The organism is Acinetobacter sp. 766875 (genome assembly GCF_000582055.1).
Classification (GTDB): domain Bacteria; phylum Pseudomonadota; class Gammaproteobacteria; order Pseudomonadales; family Moraxellaceae; genus Acinetobacter; species Acinetobacter nosocomialis.
In genome coordinates, this window is the sequence record NZ_JEXX01000008.1 from 146,190 (window position 1) to 163,202 (window position 17,013).

17 protein-coding genes are annotated in these 17,013 nt (G+C 40.8%); 1 reads left to right on the forward strand and 16 read right to left on the reverse strand.

Going from position 1 to position 17,013, the window contains the following annotated elements; translation table 11 throughout:
* Nucleotides 1–17 precede the first annotated feature (17 nt).
* From J576_RS09780 to paaA, 12 genes are read right to left on the reverse strand one after another with little or no spacing between them, the layout of a single operon-like run.
* Nucleotides 18–623, reverse strand: a complete 606-nt coding sequence (locus tag J576_RS09780) for a DapH/DapD/GlmU-related protein (protein WP_002048412.1) — start codon at nt 621–623, stop codon at nt 18–20.
* The gene (gene paaX, locus J576_RS09785) at nt 610–1,575 is read right to left on the reverse strand and encodes a phenylacetic acid degradation operon negative regulatory protein PaaX (protein WP_000062822.1); all 966 of its coding nucleotides are present in this window, start codon (nt 1,573–1,575) and stop codon (nt 610–612) included. Before paaX ends, J576_RS09780 begins: the two co-directional genes overlap by 14 nt.
* Before the next feature lie 53 nt (nt 1,576–1,628).
* Nucleotides 1,629–2,918, reverse strand: coding sequence for a phenylacetate--CoA ligase PaaK (paaK, locus tag J576_RS09790; RefSeq protein ID WP_002048323.1), 1,290 nt, complete (start codon nt 2,916–2,918; stop codon nt 1,629–1,631).
* A gap of 40 nt (nt 2,919–2,958) precedes the next feature.
* Nucleotides 2,959–4,167, reverse strand: coding sequence for a 3-oxoadipyl-CoA thiolase (gene pcaF / locus J576_RS09795; protein ID WP_002048317.1), 1,209 nt, complete (start codon nt 4,165–4,167; stop codon nt 2,959–2,961).
* A 12-nt stretch (nt 4,168–4,179) separates the two neighbouring features.
* Nucleotides 4,180–5,718: a 3-hydroxyacyl-CoA dehydrogenase gene (locus J576_RS09800; protein WP_002048301.1), complete on the reverse strand. Its 1,539-nt coding sequence runs from the start codon at nt 5,716–5,718 to the stop codon at nt 4,180–4,182.
* A gap of 2 nt (nt 5,719–5,720) precedes the next feature.
* Nucleotides 5,721–6,512, reverse strand: a complete 792-nt coding sequence (gene paaG / locus J576_RS09805) for a 2-(1,2-epoxy-1,2-dihydrophenyl)acetyl-CoA isomerase PaaG (RefSeq protein ID WP_002048270.1) — start codon at nt 6,510–6,512, stop codon at nt 5,721–5,723.
* A complete protein-coding gene (locus tag J576_RS09810; protein ID WP_002048277.1) occupies nt 6,512–7,285 on the reverse strand; it encodes an enoyl-CoA hydratase-related protein in 774 nt (257 codons plus the stop codon). The genes paaG and J576_RS09810 overlap by 1 nt, the downstream gene beginning before the upstream one ends.
* A gap of 8 nt (nt 7,286–7,293) precedes the next feature.
* Entirely contained in the window at nt 7,294–8,355 is a 1,062-nt protein-coding gene (gene paaE, locus J576_RS09815; RefSeq protein ID WP_000077460.1) for a 1,2-phenylacetyl-CoA epoxidase subunit PaaE, read from the reverse strand.
* A gap of 23 nt (nt 8,356–8,378) precedes the next feature.
* Nucleotides 8,379–8,879, reverse strand: a complete 501-nt coding sequence (gene paaD / locus J576_RS09820; protein WP_002048312.1) for a 1,2-phenylacetyl-CoA epoxidase subunit PaaD — start codon at nt 8,877–8,879, stop codon at nt 8,379–8,381.
* 16 nt (nt 8,880–8,895) lie between these two features.
* A complete protein-coding gene (gene paaC / locus J576_RS09825) occupies nt 8,896–9,651 on the reverse strand; it encodes a 1,2-phenylacetyl-CoA epoxidase subunit PaaC (protein WP_002048302.1) in 756 nt (251 codons plus the stop codon).
* A gap of 12 nt (nt 9,652–9,663) precedes the next feature.
* Entirely contained in the window at nt 9,664–9,954 is a 291-nt protein-coding gene (gene paaB / locus J576_RS09830; RefSeq protein ID WP_000389648.1) for a 1,2-phenylacetyl-CoA epoxidase subunit PaaB, read from the reverse strand.
* 32 nt (nt 9,955–9,986) lie between these two features.
* On the reverse strand, nt 9,987–10,925 hold the full coding sequence (paaA, locus tag J576_RS09835; RefSeq protein WP_000431128.1) for a 1,2-phenylacetyl-CoA epoxidase subunit PaaA: 939 nt from the start codon (nt 10,923–10,925) through the stop codon (nt 9,987–9,989).
* 265 nt (nt 10,926–11,190) lie between these two features.
* On the opposite strand from paaA, the gene paaZ reads away from it, so the two are divergent.
* Nucleotides 11,191–13,293 (forward strand): phenylacetic acid degradation bifunctional protein PaaZ, encoded by a 2,103-nt coding sequence (gene paaZ, locus J576_RS09840; RefSeq protein WP_002048299.1) that lies wholly within the window; start codon nt 11,191–11,193, stop codon nt 13,291–13,293.
* Nucleotides 13,294–13,336: 43 nt separating this feature from the next.
* On the opposite strand, the gene J576_RS09845 is transcribed toward paaZ, so the two are convergent.
* The 4 genes from J576_RS09845 to J576_RS09860 form a co-directional block, all read right to left on the reverse strand.
* A complete protein-coding gene (locus J576_RS09845) occupies nt 13,337–14,716 on the reverse strand; it encodes an L-serine ammonia-lyase (RefSeq protein ID WP_002048359.1) in 1,380 nt (459 codons plus the stop codon).
* Between the two features lie 559 nt (nt 14,717–15,275).
* On the reverse strand, nt 15,276–15,710 hold the full coding sequence (locus J576_RS09850) for an I78 family peptidase inhibitor (protein WP_002048309.1): 435 nt from the start codon (nt 15,708–15,710) through the stop codon (nt 15,276–15,278).
* A 160-nt stretch (nt 15,711–15,870) separates the two neighbouring features.
* A complete protein-coding gene (gene soxR / locus J576_RS09855) occupies nt 15,871–16,323 on the reverse strand; it encodes a redox-sensitive transcriptional activator SoxR (RefSeq protein ID WP_002048264.1) in 453 nt (150 codons plus the stop codon).
* Nucleotides 16,324–16,534: 211 nt separating this feature from the next.
* A complete protein-coding gene (locus J576_RS09860; RefSeq protein ID WP_025467653.1) occupies nt 16,535–16,822 on the reverse strand; it encodes a hypothetical protein in 288 nt (95 codons plus the stop codon).
* Between the last annotated feature and the right edge of the window lie 191 nt (nt 16,823–17,013).

The following is a 17,013-nucleotide window of genomic DNA, read 5'->3' on the forward strand; positions in this document are numbered from 1 at the left end:
CGACTTATTAATAGCCATTAAACGCTATCTTGTTTAATCTGATAGTTTGAAGCACTAAAGTCCTTATAGGTCAGACGGTCATCTGACTCTGAGCTTAAAGGCTGAACTTCTTGCATGGAGTTTAAGCAGCGCTGTGCAAGCTCAATGTACTCTTGCGTGCCTCTAGTTTTCCACTTTTTTTCTTGTTCTGATAAATCACGTGCAACCTTGGCAGGACTACCCATTGCCAATACATTTGCCGGAATAATGTCTTTAGTTTTGACCAGACTATTTGCACCAATAATAGTGTTTTCACCAATTTCGGCATAGTCCAAAATTACGCTGTTCATGCCGACCAAAACATTTTTACCAATGCGGCAACCATGCAAAATTGCCCCATGCCCAATGTGCCCCATTTCTTCAACTAAAGTTACGCTTTGCGGAAAGCCATGCACGGTGCAGCTATCTTGTATATTGGCATTTTGCTTAATATGGATACGACCAAAATCGGCACGCAATGAAGCAAATGGCCCTACATATACGCCCGCTTCAATAATCACATCACCAATTAAAACAGCGGTTGGGTGTACAAAAGCCTCTGGACTGACCACAGGAATAACACCGTCAATACTATAACAAGGCATGATTTAACCTCTCATTTGTTGCCACCAAACCTCCGAAACGGCGCCAATAATGTGCTGTGGCATTTGGCATTGGTCCTTCTGCTGTTGCGGCAACAGACAAGAAGTATTCATCCGCAGGTTCAAATACTTTTTTATAAATATTCATTGATAAAGTTCGCGCACTAATCGCGGGCCAGTCAGTTGGCAACAACTCAAGCGGTAATGCTGGGTCTTTCAATAAAATCCGTCGATAATAATGAATGAGCAAAGTTCGAATTTGAAAGGCCTGAACAGGTTCGAGTTGTTCGTTTTCCTGCATCAGCAGCACACCAATTTCTCTAAAAATATCGAGAAACTGTAGATATCTTTGGCGTAATTCATCGATGGGCCAGTTGGTTCTGAGCATACGACCAATGGTATCGACCGAATTATTAAAGAGCTGCAAGGTTTCGGCTTTAAATACCACCACTTGCTCACTCATATTTAAGTCAACCAACAAGCGTTGCAGTTCAATACGGTTACAACCCGGATAAGCCATTAAGTTTGTCGAAATATTGGCAAATCCTAACCATTCGAGTTCTTTCTTTAACAACGCTTTATTTTCAGTGTCGAGGCTAGACATCAGAATAAGATCCCAATAATGGTCCCACTCTTTCATCTGGTCGTTGTAAATGCGTTGCTCGGCTTGCAAATAAGTCGAACGGCTCGAATCGGTAATTCGATAAAAACTGGTTCTGCCGATTTTGTCTGAACATAACCAATCATTTTTAACTAAACGAAAAACAGAGGTTCTTACAGCGCGATCATTAAAACCAAATAGCTCTAATAACTGAATCAGGCTTGCAAGACTAATGTTTCCACCTCTATGAAGTACTGAATCTCCAAAAATTGTCGAAATAAGCGAAGTTCCACTTAAGGTTTCATTCTTTACAACAGAATCAATTATTTGCTGTATTTTTGCACTCATACTCATGTCTTGGCGTTTAGTTTCAGGGTATAGATTCTATACCCTGAATGATCTTGATGTTAAGCAATCTGACGCATATCGATTACCCGTTTTGCCTTGCCTTCCGAACGAGGTAAGGTCGCTTCTGTCACAACTTCTACAGTAACGCTAATCCCAATCATGGTTTTAATGCGTTTCATCAACTCCTGAGCAAGTTGATTGGCCTGTATAGTACAGTTATGACACATCTCTGTACGAATATGCAAAGTATCCATATGTCCTTTCTTAGTCACCAAAATTTCATAATTTGGAACTAAATGCGGAACTTGCAAAATTTGCTCTTCAATTTGAGTCGGGAAAACGTTCACGCCGCGAATAATCAGCATGTCGTCGCTACGGCCCACAATTTTATCCATTTTGCGCATTGCCAGATTTTCACCCGGTAGTAAGCGGGTCAAATCACGAGTACGGTAACGAATAATCGGTAAGCCTTCTTTGGTAATGGTGGTAAAGACTAACTCACCAAGTTCACCATCTTTGCAAACTTCACCTGTTTCAGGGTTAATAATTTCTGGGTAGAAATGATCTTCCCAAATGGTTAGTCCTTCGCCCTCACCTAAACACTGCATGGCAACGCCCGGCCCCATCACCTCAGACAAGCCATAAATATCGAGTGCTTTAATATTAAGGCGTTCTTCAATTTCACGGCGAAGTTCGTTGGTCCACGGCTCGGCACCAAAAATACCCACTTTTAAAGAGGTATTACGTGCAGTACCAAATTGTTGTTCGAGCTTTTCAATAATGCTCACGCAATACGATGGCGTAACCATAATTGCAGTCGGTTTAAAGTCTTGAATAAGCTGTACTTGCTTTTCAGTTTGCCCGCCAGACATTGGGATAACCGTTGCGCCTAAGCGCTCGGCACCATAATGTGCGCCTAGTCCACCTGTAAACAGTCCATAGCCATAAGCCACCTGAACCATGTCTTTCGCGGTTAAACCTGCCATGCGTAAGCAACGCGCAACAATGTCCGACCAAGTGTTAATATCTTTTTGGGTATAACCCACCACAGTCGGTTTACCCGTTGTACCTGATGATGCATGTAAACGCACAATTTGCTCTTGTGGCACAGCAAACATTCCAAACGGATAGTTGTCTCTTAAATCCTGTTTGGTGGTAAATGGAAACTTTGCCAGATCGTCTAAAGTTACGAAGTCATCAGGATGCACACCTGCTTCATCGAACTTTTTCTTATAGATCGGACTATTTTCATATACAAAAGTCAGGGTTTGTTTTAACCGTTTCGTTTGCAGCTCTCTAAGCTCTGCAAGTGTTAATTGCTCAACATTATCCGTTGTGAGGCTGTCCATCGCCTATCTCCTCATTATGTATTTTTAAAAACCGTCTGAATTAATTTAAGTTTTCCAAAATCAGTGCAACGCCTTGTCCAACACCTACACACATCGTGCAAAGTGCATAGCGTCTACCGCGTTTTTTTAGCTCACGTGTTGCTGTAATCACTAAACGTGTACCACTCATACCGAGCGGATGTCCTAACGCAATCGCACCGCCATTTGGGTTAACACGTTCATCGTCATCTTTTAGACCAAGTTCACGCATACAAGCCAAAGATTGGGCTGCGAATGCTTCATTTAGTTCGATCACATCCATCTGATCTAGCGTTAAACCTGTTTGCTTTAAAATTTTCTGCACAGCCGGAACAGGACCTATACCCATATATTTGGGTTCAACCCCTGCACTTGCAATGCCAATTACACGTACTAAAGGTTTTAAACCATGTGTATTTGCAAATTCACGGTTGGTAATTAACACACATGCAGCACCGTCATTTACACCAGAGGCATTTCCGGCAGTCACCGAACCACCTTCTTTTTTAAATGGGGCTTTTAGTTTTGCGAGTGCTTCAAGTGTCGTTTCACGCGGATGTTCATCGCGGCTCACCACAATCACGTTTTTCTTACGGTCTACAATCTCGACAGGCAAAATCTCATCGTTAAAGAAACCGTTTTGTTGTGCCGCAGCCGTTTTTTGCTGGCTACGCAATGCAAACGCATCTTGGTCTTCACGGCTAATTTGATACTTTTCAGCTACATTTTCCGCAGTTTCAGGCATGCTGTCGGTGCCGTATTGTGCTTTAAGTTGCTTATTTACAAAGCGCCAGCCAATGGTGGTGTCATAAATTTCAGGTGTACGGCTAAAGGCTTCGGTCGGTTTAGCTTGTACAAATGGCGCACGGCTCATCGACTCAACACCACCTGCCAACACAAATTGTGCTTCACCAGCTTTAATTGAGCGTGCCGCAAGCCCTACTGCATCTAAGCCAGAAGCACACAAACGATTGACCGTCATAGCGGGTACAGTATCAGGTAAGCCCGCCAACAGTGTTGCCATACGTGCAACGTTACGGTTGTCTTCACCTGCTTGGTTGGCACATCCTAAAAACACTTCGTCTACCTTATTCCACGGTAAGTTCGGGTGTTTATCTTTTAAATATTTAATGGGCAATGCAGCTAAATCATCTGCACGTACAGCACTTAGGGCACCTGCATATCGTCCAATTGGGGTACGAATAAAATCGCAAATTAAAACGTCTTCCATGTTGACTCCTGATTATGCAAATTCGGTCATATCGCGTGAATATTGAGTAGCAATGTTTTGAGTTTTCGCTACATATTGCTTGAGGTAGATACTCGCGCGATATTTTTCCTCTCCATATAGTGCATATAAGTTATTTAAGGTTTGGAGCACATAAGTGCCGCCCATTTGTGTCAACCACTGGTAAGGACCTTTAGGATAATTCACTCCATATTTCATGGCATTATCAATATCTTCCAGACTCGCAATACCATGTAAACTTGCTTCGCAAGCTTCATTAATGAGTAAAGCGATGGTACGTAAGGTTAACAATGCCGGATGGTCTTTAATCCACATCACACTCATACCAAACTGTGCAAAGTAAGCTTCAACTTTAGCCAGATCACTTGCTTCACAAAGCTCGTTATGACTGAGTACTAAAGCCTCTGCATGCTCAAAATCATGATGCCAATCCATTAAAACCACTTTACGGCTTAAGTAATGAATATTGGCAGACTCACCTTGGCTTAAACGTAAGTCGATATCATCAATTTGAAGGATATTGTCATCACTCGCAGATCCGCCTTTTAAACCTAAACGCGTTAAAAAAGCAGGTAGCTGAGACCAAGTCCCTTTTAGCTGAATATGGGCATCGACTGGCTTGGCAACCACAGCTTGAGGCTGAAATGTCTCGTACTGATTTTTTTCGTTATAGGTATAAAAGCCTTGTTTTGACTTACGGCCCCAAGCACCCGCATCGACCAATTCCTTTTGAATGAGGCTTGGGCGGTAACGTGGCTCGTAAAAAAACTCTTGGTAAACGCTTTGCGTCACCGAAAAGTTAACATCTTGACCAATAAGGTCGGTAAGTTCACAAGGCCCCATCGCAAAACCACCACATTGCTTTAAGGCATAGTCTAGCTGGTCATAGCTGGTGACTTGTTCTTGCAGCGCTCTAAAGCCTTCTGCATAAAACGGACGAGCAATTCGGTTAACAATAAAACCAGGTGTCGATTTGGTAAGTACCGGAATTTTTTTCCAATTCAACATCAAGTTTTTTAAAGCCAAACATAAGCTGTTTGATGTTTTTAAGCCTTGTACAATTTCGACCAGTTTCATAACTGGCGCAGGGTTAAAAAAGTGTAAACCCACTACGCGCTCAGGGTGAGCAATACCCGCCGAAATTGCAGTCACTGAAATTGAAGATGTATTGCTTGCAAAAATGGTTTGCGCACTACAAATTTCAGCGAGTTGCTTAAATAAAGACTGTTTAACTTCTTTTTTCTCAACGACTGCTTCAATCACCAAGTCTGCATCACGTAGTGCTTCAACCTGATTGACCACCGTTAAACGCGCTAGAGCTTCATCAGCTTGCTGTTGTGTAAGCTTGCTCTTTTCAACCAGCTTTTTAAAAGTCTGCTCTAAGCCGTGAGCGGCTTGTTGCGCCTTTTGAGCGTCCAGATCATATAAAATGGTCGAGTGTCCATTGACGATGGCTAACTGGGCAATGCCGATGCCCATAGTGCCAGAACCAATAACGGCAATTCGGGCACGAGATAAGTCTAATTCTGTCATGCTTAGCGCCCTTTAAAATTTGGTTCGCGTTTATTCATAAAGGCTTGTACACCTTCACGATAATCTTCTGAACGACCCGCAATGCGTTGTAAGTCACGCTCTAAAAGCATTTGCTCATCAAAAGTGTTATTGCTTGATTGATGAATGGCTTTTTTAATGAGAGATAAACCAAAAGTAGGCTGTTTCGCTAAGCGCTCTGCGAGTTCAGTCACTTTTGCTTTGAGTTCAGCGTCTTCAACCACATCCCAAATCATGCCCCATTCTTTTGCGGTTTCTGCTGGGAGCTTGTCACCTAACAAAGCCAATCCCATCGCACGTGCATGACCTACAGCACGTGGTAAAAACCATGTACCAGCCGAGTCTGGAACCAAACCTAAGCGGCAAAAGGCTTGTACGAAGTTTGCCGATTTTGCTGCAATCACTAAGTCACACGCCAATGCAATATTTGCCCCTGCACCTGCTGCCACACCATTTACAGCACAAATGACAGGCTTTGGCATATTTACAATCGTTTTAATGAGCGGGTTATAGTAAGTTTCAATGGAATATCCTAAATCTGGAGCTTCAGCATTTGGGTCTACTACACGGTCCCCTAAATCTTGCCCTGCACAAAAGCCACGGCCTTCACCACTAATCACAACACAGCGAACATCCGAATTTTTAGTCCACTGGTTTAAAACCTCAGCCACTTCACGGTGCATATCAACGTTAAAGCTATTCAGTGCTTTTGGGCGGTTAAATGTCAGGTAGCCAACACCATTTTTTTCTTCAGCAATAATATTTTGATAGTCCATCACTCACCTCTAAACACTGGCTTTCTTTTCTCAAAGAAAGCGTTAATCCCTTCGTTTCGATCTTTTGTAGCCGCCAGCCAGACAAAGTTTTGACGTTCAAACTTGAGTCCCTGACTTAATGTTGTTTCATGAATACTTTTAATTGATTGTTTAATCACGCGAATCGCTAAAGGCGCTTGTTTGGCAATTTTGGCTGCAAGTTGAACCGCATATTCAACGGTTAATTCAGTCGGCACCACTTGACTGCAAATGCCATGTTGCTCGGCTTGTTTTGCCGAAATCATTTCACCTGTCATGGCCCAGCGCATGGTGAGTTGTTGCCCAACCAAGCGTGCCAAACGTTGTGTTCCGCCTGCACCCGGCAACATACCCAAGGTAATTTCAGGTAATGCAAAACGGGCATTTTCACCGCAAATCACCATATCTGAATGCAAAACCAACTCAAACCCAGCGCCTAAGGCATAGCCATTGACTGCACTAATCAGTGGCTTACTAAACGCATCAATTTTCTGCCAAAGCTTCGGGCGAATATCGAGTTGCAAAGACACGGCATCCATTGCAGCTAGCTCACTAAGATCTGCTCCAGCCGCAAAACACTGAGCGTTACCCGTTAAAACCACTGCTTTGATTTGAGCATTATGTTCAGCTTCTTCGAGCAACTCGCATAAACACTGCAATGTTGCATTGTTTAAAGCATTTCTTTTTTCTGGACGGTTTAGGGTTAATAACAAAACACCGTCAGCAGCTGTACTGGCTTTGATCAACTCTTGCATGACAGCCTCTATTCATCAAAACTCAAGCGAACATTTGAGCCTTTTGGTAAGGTCTGACAGCTCAGCACATAGCCCTTTTCAACTTCATCTTCTTCAAGACTATAGTTAAGGAACATGTCGACTTCGCCTGAAAGCACCTTACAACGACAGGTCGCACACACCCCACCTTTACATGCATACGGTAAGTCGGCACCCGCACGTAAAGCCGCATCAAGAATACTTTCGTCGTCCTGAGCTACAGAAACGATCAGCTCACGGCCATCTAAAATGATGTTTACTTTTTCTTCTTTACGGTTTGCATCTGCTTCAACACTACGTTTACGCGCTTGGCCTGTATGGAAACGTTCGGTGTGAATGCGCTCTTTGGCAATACCAAAGTTCGGCAACGTATTTTCTACGGCATTCATCATTTCGTCTGGGCCGCAGGCAAAAACATGGTCGAAATTTGTTTCAAGCACTTCAAAATCAAAAAGCTGTTTAAGCTTTTCTGCATCAATACGACCGTTCATTAGTTCACTATCGTTGAACTCACGAGAAAAAATATTGATGAGTTGAAAGCGTTCTTTAAACTGATCTTTCAAATCCATAATTTGCTCGGCAAACATGGTTTGTTTCCATGAGCGATTGCCATAGAGCAAGGTAAAATTAGCTTCAGGTTGTTCAAATAAAACTTGTTTAATAATTGATAGAATTGGCGTGATACCACTACCTGCCGCAACGCCTAAATAGTTTTGTCCGCCCATCTTGGCTGCTTTTTGAAAAAACACGCCTTGTGGTGGCATCACTTCAAGTACATCGCCCACTTTTAAATGGTCATTTGCCCAATTTGAAAATTGACCCTGATCAATTTTTTTAACCGCAATACTGATGTCTTCTTTGCCCGCATAGCTACAAATTGAATAACAACGACGGATTTCACCCGCTTCGGTTAAATGGCGAATGGTTAAGTGTTGCCCTGGTTGAAATTGAAATTGTTCTTGTTGTTCAGGTACAACGTCAAATGCAATACAAATTGCCTGATCGGTTTGCGGTGTAATACTTTTTACTTTTAATGGTACAAATTGGCTCATGGCTGATTTCCTTATCTAAAGACTTAAATACATTTGAAGTAATCAAAAGGCTCAAGACAGTCCTGACATTTATAAAGTGCTTTACAGGCGGTAGAACTAAACTCTGTTAACAGTCGGGTATGTCGGCTTTTGCAACGTGGGCACTCGACACCATCATTTAAATGAACGTGAGTTCCACACTGATGCGCCAACCCTTCAGGTGGTGCAATGCCATAAACTTGCAGTTTCTTTTTACCCGCATCAGACATCCAGTCCGTGGTCCATGCTTCTGATAAATCGACCATGACTTTGACCGGTGTCAAAGCTTCTGCGGTAAATGCCTCAACAATTTGTGTTTTGAGCATATCTGTTGCTGGGCAACCGCTATATGTCGGAGTTAAACGAACAATAATTTCCTGTTGATCGTTAATCTCTACACCGCGAATCATGCCTAAATCGACAACCGATAAAACCGGAATTTCAGGGTCACTTACCGTTTGTAGAACATCCCAACATTGGTCGATGCAATGACGAATCATTTGCATGGCTCACCTCCTTGTCTTACCAGGTCATTCCCGGATAAGTTCTTTGAATACATTGCATTTCAGCCAACAAATAACCCAAATGCTCGGTATGCAATCCTTGTTTCGCACCACGGCGATAAGCACCGTTCACAGCAACATTTAATTCAAAACGCTTAAGCTCATCTGCAATAGTTTGGTTCCATTGTTCTTTTTCATTTGAAAAATCTGGAATCACGCCTTCTGCAACTAGTGCTTGCTCGTCTGCACTCAGTTCAAATAATTCAGCGGTAAAGCGCCATAAATTATCTAAACCGTCTTGTACACGTTGATGCGCTTCATCTGTGCTTAAACTTAAACGTTCCATCCAGCTTGTTGAAAAACGTATGTGATACTTCACTTCTTTTAAAGATTTCACAGCAAGCGCACTTAATTCAGGAAGTGAGCTTTGCGCTAAAGCCGTAAATAAATGAAGATGGTAATGGTCCATCAACCACTGGCGTACAATCGTTTGTGCAAAGTCACCATTGGGTTGTTCGCACAACAAGAGGTTTAAAAACTCACGTTCTGTACGGAAATACGCAAGTTGGTCTTCATCACGCTTAGCTTCATCATATTGACCAGCCAAAGTCAGAAAGTTTCTTGCTTGACCTAACAAGTCCAAGCCGATATTTGCTAAGGCAATATCAATTTCTAGCTCAGGTGCATGCCCGCACCATTCAGCCAAACGCTGAGATAAAACCAGTTGACTGTCGCCAATATGTAATAAGAATTTAGATAAAACTGAGTGATTCATTTGCCATTCCCCTTACATGTGCTCAATGCCATCTGGGATATGGTAAAAAGTCGGATGACGATAAACCTTGTCTAAAGAAGGATCGAAAAATTCAGCTTTTTCATCTGGCTGTGATGACTTAATCAGTTCTGAACGAACTACCCAAATGCTAATTCCTTCATTACGACGCGTGTAAACATCACGAGCATGTTGCAATGCAATTTCATCATCAGGTGCTCTTAAGCTGCCTACGTGACGGTGACTTAAGCCTTGTTTACTACGTACAAATACTTCGTAGAGCGACCAGTTGTTTTTATCTTCCATTTTGATTTCCTCAAATTTTTCCATAAATCTTGTTAAGCCACTTTGTTCGCTTCAAGCTGCTGTTTTTTCGCGTAGACTACTGCTGCATCACGAACCCATTTGCCGTTTTCCCATGCTTTACGGCGTGCTTCGATACGCTCGTGATTACATGGTCCACGTCCGGCAATCACTTCATTAAATTCGTGCCAGTCAATCTCGCCAAACTCATAATGGCCTGTTTCTTCATTGAACTTTAAATCTGGGTCCGGTACTTCCAAGCCAAGTTGCAACACTTGTGGTACGGTGTTATCGACAAACTTTTGACGTAATTCATCATTACTAAAACGCTTGATTTTCCACGCCATGCTTTGTGCGCTGTTTGGAGAATGCTCATCACTTGGACCAAACATCATCAGTGCTGGCCACCAGAAACGGTTCACTGCATCTTGTGCCATCTGTTTTTGTTCCGGTGTACCGTTTGCCAAAGCCATCATGGCTTCAAAACCTTGGCGTTGGTGGAAACTTTCTTCTTTACAAATGCGTACCATCGCACGTGCATATGGCCCATATGAAGTACGGCAAAGCGCAACTTGGTTCACAATGGCGGCCCCATCGACAAGCCAACCAATTGCAGCGACATCTGCCCAAGTCAAAGTTGGATAGTTAAAGATTGATGAGTATTTCATTTTCCCATTAATCAACTTTTCCATCATGTCATCACGGTCAGCACCTAAGGTTTCTGCAGCGCTATACAGATATAAACCATGACCCGCTTCATCTTGTACTTTCGCGAGCAAAACCGCTTTACGTTTTAAAGTCGGCGCACGCGTAATCCAGTTTCCTTCAGGCAACATACCTACAATTTCAGAATGGCCATGTTGCCCGATTTGACGAATCAATGTTTTGCGGTAGGCATCAGGCATTTGATCCTTAGCCTCGATCGTAATTTCATTGGCAATATTTTGTTCAAATTTCTGGTAATTGTTTTCCATTCTTTCATTCCCTGTAGGTATCACCCTTAAATCTATTTTTCGATACACAAAAAACAAAGTCAACTAATTTTTTAGTATCAAATTAAATTCACAACAACAAAACAATTCAAACCGTTGAAATTAATAAAATTAAGTTAAATGTAAAAAACTTTTTTACTTTTAAAAATCAAAATAAAGTTGACTTTTATACAAATTAATCTGAAATTATGAATCATATTTTTGCAATTTTTATAATTGATGTATCAAATAAAAAAGGAGTTTGGTCATGCTTGAACAAGCACACCTAGAAGGAACCTCAACTGACACAGATTTTCAGCAGTCTGAGCATCAACTGCCTCATCTTGCTTCTTATGTCTATGGAACTTGGCATTCGTCTGACGAAGAATTACGTACCGTTTATCATGCCATTACAGGTGAATCGATTTATGCCGTAAGTAGTCATGGCATAGATATGAAACGTGTTGTTCAATATGCCAAACAGAATGGTTCAGAACTGGCTAACTGGACGTTTCACCAACGTGCCAATGCGTTAAAACAGATTGCCCAACATTTACTTGAACGTAAGGAAGACTTCTACAAACTTGCTTATGCGACAGGCGCAACTCGTAAAGATGCGTGGATTGATATTGAAGGTGGGATCCAGACATTATTTGCTTATTCAAGTCTGGTCCGCCGTGAACTCAATGATGAAAAAATTATTACTGAAGATAGCTGGATTCAATTATCTAAAAATGGCACTTTCGGCGCTAAACACATTTTAAGCCCTAAAGCAGGTGTTGCCGTTCACATTAATGCTTTTAACTTTCCAATTTGGGGAATGCTTGAAAAGATTGCACCGACTCTACTTGCAGGCGTGCCATGTATTGTGAAGCCAGCAACCGATGGTGCCCAATTAACTCAAGCAGTTGTAAAAGCCATTGAGGAAACACATGTCTTACCAAAAGGCGCACTACAACTCATTTGCGGTCAAACTTATGACCTGTTAGAGCACCTAGGTCCACAAGACTGTGTCACCTTTACAGGTTCTGCTTACACAGGTCAAAAACTGCGTAACCACCCTCACCTCAATAAATATTCGATTCCATTTAGTATGGAAGCCGACTCGGTAAACAGTGCAATTTTAAGCCCTGAGGCAAATGAAGAAACTGTCGATTTATTTGTGCGTGAAGTCTTCCGTGAAATGACCACCAAAGCAGGCCAAAAATGTACTGCAATTCGTCGTGCTTTCGTTCCTGAAAATTTGTTAGCGACTGTGCAAGAAAAGCTAACTGCCAAACTTGCTAAAGTTGTGGTGGGTGATCCTCAAAAAGAAGAAACCACCATGGGAGCTTTAGCGAGCATAAAACAAAAACAAGACGTTGCAGAAAAGGTTGCCGAACTCAGCAAAGATGCAAAAATTGTTTTTGGTGGCAACAATAGCTTTAAATTTAATGCAGACCATCCTGAAAAAGGTGCTTTTATCGCTCCAACTTTATTGGTGTGCGAACAGCCTTTACAAGCAACGAATGTTCATACCACAGAAGCTTTCGGACCGGTATGTACACTCATGCCATATCAAAACATTGAAGAACTCGCTGACCTTGTTTCACGTGGTGAAGGTAGCCTAGTGGCTTCTGTCGTTAAAAATAATGATGAGAATATTGAGCAGATTATTCAAAAAATTGCGCCTTGGCATGGGCGTGTGCATGTACTCGATGCAGAGTCAGCAAAAGAAAGTACAGGACATGGTTCACCACTTCCACATTTAGTACACGGCGGACCTGGTCGTGCAGGTGGCGGTGAAGAGCTAGGTGGTATTCGCGCGGTTAAACACTATATGCAGCGCACTGCAATTCAAGGCTCTCCAAATAGCCTGACGCAAATTACTCACTCATGGACTGCTGGCTCAAAAGTTAATGAAGACCGCGTACATCCATTTAAAAAGTCGTTTGATGAGTTAGTGATTGGTGAACGTTTATTAACGGCACGCCGTACAGTCACCGAAGCAGATATTGTTAATTTTGCTTGTTTAAGTGGTGACTACTTCTATGCGCATACTGACAAAATCGCAGCAGCCGAGTCTTTCTTTGGTGAGCGCGTTGCACACGGTTACTTCATTGTGTCTGCCGCAGCAGGTCTATTTGTAGAGGCAGCACAAGGCCCTGTGATTGCCAATTATGGTATGGACAACTTACGCTTTGTTGAACCGGTTAAAATTGGTGACTCGATTCAGGTTGAACTCACCTGTAAGCAAAAAACACCTAAACCACAAAAAGACCCTTCTCAGCCTGCGCATGGTGTTGTGGTATGGGATATTAAAGTCAAAAACCAACGCGGTGAACTTGTCGCAACTTACGACATTTTAACTTTAGTTGCTCGCGAGGCTTAATGTTTAAAATGAGATGGGGTCACCTCGTCCCCATCTCATTTTTTTAGCACTCAATGGCGTTAACAGCGAGGCCACCTTTTGAAGTCTCTTTATATTTCTCTGACATATCTCTGCCTGTTTCCTTCATGGTCTGAATCACTTTATCTAGCGTGACAAAGTGTTCATCATCATCATGAAGTGCCATTTGGGCTGCATTAATGGCTTTTACAGCTGCAATTGCATTTCGCTCAATGCAAGGCACCTGAACCAAACCACCAATCGGGTCACACGTTAAACCCAAGTTATGTTCAAGCCCAATTTCAGCCGCATGTTCCACTTGCTCAGGTGATGCACCTAAAATCTCGGCTAAACCTGCCGAAGCCATCGCACATGCCGAGCCGACTTCGCCCTGACACCCTACTTCTGCACCGGAAATAGAAGCATTGAGTTTACATAAAATGCCGACGGCTGCCGCACTTAGAAAAAAGCGAACCACTTTATCTTCGGAAAAATCTTTAGAGAAAGTCACGTAGTAATATAAAACTGCCGGAATAATCCCTGCGGCCCCATTTGTAGGTGCCGTCACTACTCGGCCGCCAGCGGCATTTTCTTCATTTACCGCTAAGGCAAATAAATTGACCCATTCCATGGCATGAAAAGTCGTCACAATCAGGTTTGAGTTTTTCTTATTTAATAACTTATCGTGAATTTTTTTAGCCCGACGTTTTACATTTAATCCGCCCGGTAATATGCCTTCATTAATTAATCCGTTGTGAATGCACTGCTGCATCACTTTCCAGATTTCCATAATCTTGCTGCGAATCTCAGTTTCACTACGCCAGCTTTTTTCATTTTCAAGCATTAACTCACTCACTGATAAATGATGAGTCTTACATAAGCTTAAAAGTTCAGCCGCACTGTGAAATGGATATGGAACTTTAACGTCGCTGGTTTCAATTTGGGTGTGTGTTAATTGTCTTTGGCTAACAATAAAGCCACCACCAACCGAATAGTAAGTTTCTGCATATAAAATTTCTTGAGCCTCGTTATACGCACTTAACTCCATTGCATTGGGGTGATAAGGCAAAGATTCATCTAAAAAAAGCACATCATGCTTATAGTCAAAAGAAATAGTCTTTTGCTGATTAAGCTGGATGGCTTTATTCTCAAGAACATCTTCAATCAAATTTGTACTTACTTGGGTATCGATATGTTCAGGATCAAAACCCATTAAACCTAACAGAACAGCCTTGTCTGTCGCATGACCGACACCGGTTGCCGACAGAGAACCGTATAACTTCACCTGAACTCTAACCGTTGCTTGTAAATCATTTTGCTTCAATAAATCATCCACAAAACTGTATGCCGCTCGCATGGGTCCAACTGTATGGGAGCTAGATGGGCCGATGCCAATTTTAAAAAGATCAAATACACTAATAAACACGTAGTCCTACCTTCGATTCATTATTATTCTTATGTTCGTCATTATTGTGTCCTTTCGGATAGCTCTAAAATTATCATTAAGCTAAGTACAAATCACGAATAACTATTGGGTAGTCGCATAAAAAGACAACGGTTGAATCTTCTCTCTAAACTAATTGCTACACAATCACAGATTTTGAAGCTTTTAATTTTGTCGTAGACGTTTTGAAAAATTCTTAAATTAATTTAGTACATCAATTTGTATAAATAACAAACAGCACATATTAGCCATTAGTCGCACTTCCATATTTTTACTCATTTTTACTGGTAAAGTGCTTTACATGGTTTGATACAACCTACTTAACTCAGATGCATAATTCACCTGTTACCTGCATCTGAAGTTTTTCTGCCTCTAGTCCGCTAGGGGCTTTTTTTTGTAATAGATAAAAACTGCTATATCAGGTTCATAAGTATAGCGAAAAACAATATTCGCTCAGCCATTCTTCTTAAACTAAAAGAATAAAAGCCCATCTTTTGATAGGCTTTCTTATTCAGTCTTTAATCAATTTTTAATTAAAAAATTAACCGCAGTTCGCGTTGGTAATTTTTTTAGTTGCTGGATCAATAGTAACAGTTACTCGGTTTGAACGGTAATCCATCGTCATTGGCTGACCAGGAGCTACTTTACGTACAATTTCTGACTTCGTTTTTTGCTTAATTTGGTCATCAGTTAAGCCAGATTGCCCTACTAATTTTTGAGCTTCTTCTGCTACGCAGTTAGCTTGGTTATCACGGAATAATTTCCACTCTTCGACCACTTGACCATTTGGCAGATGACAATATCCAACCTGACCATTTGTTTCATTTCTAATTTCTAATTTTCCGCCTTGTTCAACACAATATTGACTTGCCGGATTTGGTGAACCAATTTTTGGTGGAGTTAATTCTTTATGCTGTACTGCTGAACAAGCCGTTAACGAAACAAGCGCTAATCCAAGAAAGATAGTTTTTTTCATAAATTTTACTTCTTACTAAAAAAACTAAAGATATCAAAAAAATTCATGTTTTATATAAACTGTTTACAATAAAAAACCTTCATAGAGAGTAACTTACAAAATAATTAATTATTCCAAGCGGTACATTATTAGCAATAGAATCAATTAACAAATTTATGCGCTATGATCTTTCTAAAATACGTGCCCCAACGCCTTCTTGTCCCAATACATCATTTGGATTTCTTAGTGGACATTGTTCTAATGACAAGCACCCACAACCTATACACCAATCCATTTCATCTCTAAGTCGCGTAAGTTTTTGAATACGGTCATCCAAACTTTTCCGCCAATCAAGAGATAACTCTTTCCATTGCTGTGCAGTTAATTTAGACCCCATCGGATACTTACTTAAAGCTTGTTTAATTTCATCTAATGGAATCCCAACTTTTTGGGCAATTTTAATGATCGCAATGTAACGCAACACCACTAAAGTAAAACGACGTTGATTACCATTGGTTCTTATACTTTTAATTAAACCTTTAGACTCGTAAAAATGAAGCGTTGAAACTGCAACACCACTGCGTTTTGCAACTTCACCTACAGTCAACAAACGGCTTTGATTCGTTTCAGTCATTTCTATTAATCACAACTTTAGTTGAGGTTTTATAAAAGGATGCTTAAACTTTGTCAAATAAGACAATTTAATTTTAACAGTTCAAGCATTTAGAATTTTTATCTAAATTTTAAACTACTAGAATGAATTAAGAATATATATCCAAAAACGAACAAAAAACAATCAACTTGTTTAAATTAATACTTCAGGTCAGGCCATATAAAACAAAATACTATGGACTATTTTCACAACCACAAACCCAAAACATATTGTAAACAAACGGCATAGGTGCGCCGAGTGGATAGACTTTAGCTTCTTCTATTTTATATGTCTTTTTTCTCGATTCGATATGTAGAATATTATCACAGCGTGCAATCACTGTTCCTTTTTTATATAGCTTTTTTCTTTCATTTTTTGCATCAAATTTATATACCAAAAAGTAAACTTTTTCCCCTACCTCTATATTTGAATGATTAACCATAATGTAACCATTACAATACTTACATTGCCAATCGTCCATATCTTAAAATATCACATACTCAAATTAAAAAATAGAATAACTGTTTTAGTATAAATTTAATAAAAATATAAATCTAAAAAAATATTTAAAATTAAAAAATAATACTTATTTGTGACGTTTATCACACTAATTGGCTGTCAAATTATAAAAAATAAATATATAAAAGACAAATAGTTAACAGAATATAAAAT

Bases quoted from the DNA above. Each gene is read 5' to 3' on its own strand.
- J576_RS09780 (WP_002048412.1), bottom strand. From the start codon at position 623: ATGCCTTGTTATAGTATTGACGGTGTTATTCCTGTGGTCAGTCCAGAG.
- paaX (WP_000062822.1), bottom strand. From the start codon at position 1,575: ATGAGTATGAGTGCAAAAATACAGCAAATAATTGATTCTGTTGTAAAG.
- paaK (WP_002048323.1), bottom strand. From the start codon at position 2,918: ATGGACAGCCTCACAACGGATAATGTTGAGCAATTAACACTTGCAGAG.
- pcaF (WP_002048317.1), bottom strand. From the start codon at position 4,167: ATGGAAGACGTTTTAATTTGCGATTTTATTCGTACCCCAATTGGACGA.
- J576_RS09800 (WP_002048301.1), bottom strand. From the start codon at position 5,718: ATGACAGAATTAGACTTATCTCGTGCCCGAATTGCCGTTATTGGTTCT.
- paaG (WP_002048270.1), bottom strand. From the start codon at position 6,512: ATGGACTATCAAAATATTATTGCTGAAGAAAAAAATGGTGTTGGCTAC.
- J576_RS09810 (WP_002048277.1), bottom strand. From the start codon at position 7,285: ATGCAAGAGTTGATCAAAGCCAGTACAGCTGCTGACGGTGTTTTGTTA.
- paaE (WP_000077460.1), bottom strand. From the start codon at position 8,355: ATGAGCCAATTTGTACCATTAAAAGTAAAAAGTATTACACCGCAAACC.
- paaD (WP_002048312.1), bottom strand. From the start codon at position 8,879: ATGCAAATGATTCGTCATTGCATCGACCAATGTTGGGATGTTCTACAA.
- paaC (WP_002048302.1), bottom strand. From the start codon at position 9,651: ATGAATCACTCAGTTTTATCTAAATTCTTATTACATATTGGCGACAGT.
- paaB (WP_000389648.1), bottom strand. From the start codon at position 9,954: ATGGAAGATAAAAACAACTGGTCGCTCTACGAAGTATTTGTACGTAGT.
- paaA (WP_000431128.1), bottom strand. From the start codon at position 10,925: ATGGAAAACAATTACCAGAAATTTGAACAAAATATTGCCAATGAAATT.
- paaZ (WP_002048299.1), top strand. From the start codon at position 11,191: ATGCTTGAACAAGCACACCTAGAAGGAACCTCAACTGACACAGATTTT.
- J576_RS09850 (WP_002048309.1), bottom strand. From the start codon at position 15,710: ATGAAAAAAACTATCTTTCTTGGATTAGCGCTTGTTTCGTTAACGGCT.
- soxR (WP_002048264.1), bottom strand. From the start codon at position 16,323: ATGACTGAAACGAATCAAAGCCGTTTGTTGACTGTAGGTGAAGTTGCA.
- J576_RS09860 (WP_025467653.1), bottom strand. From the start codon at position 16,822: ATGGACGATTGGCAATGTAAGTATTGTAATGGTTACATTATGGTTAAT.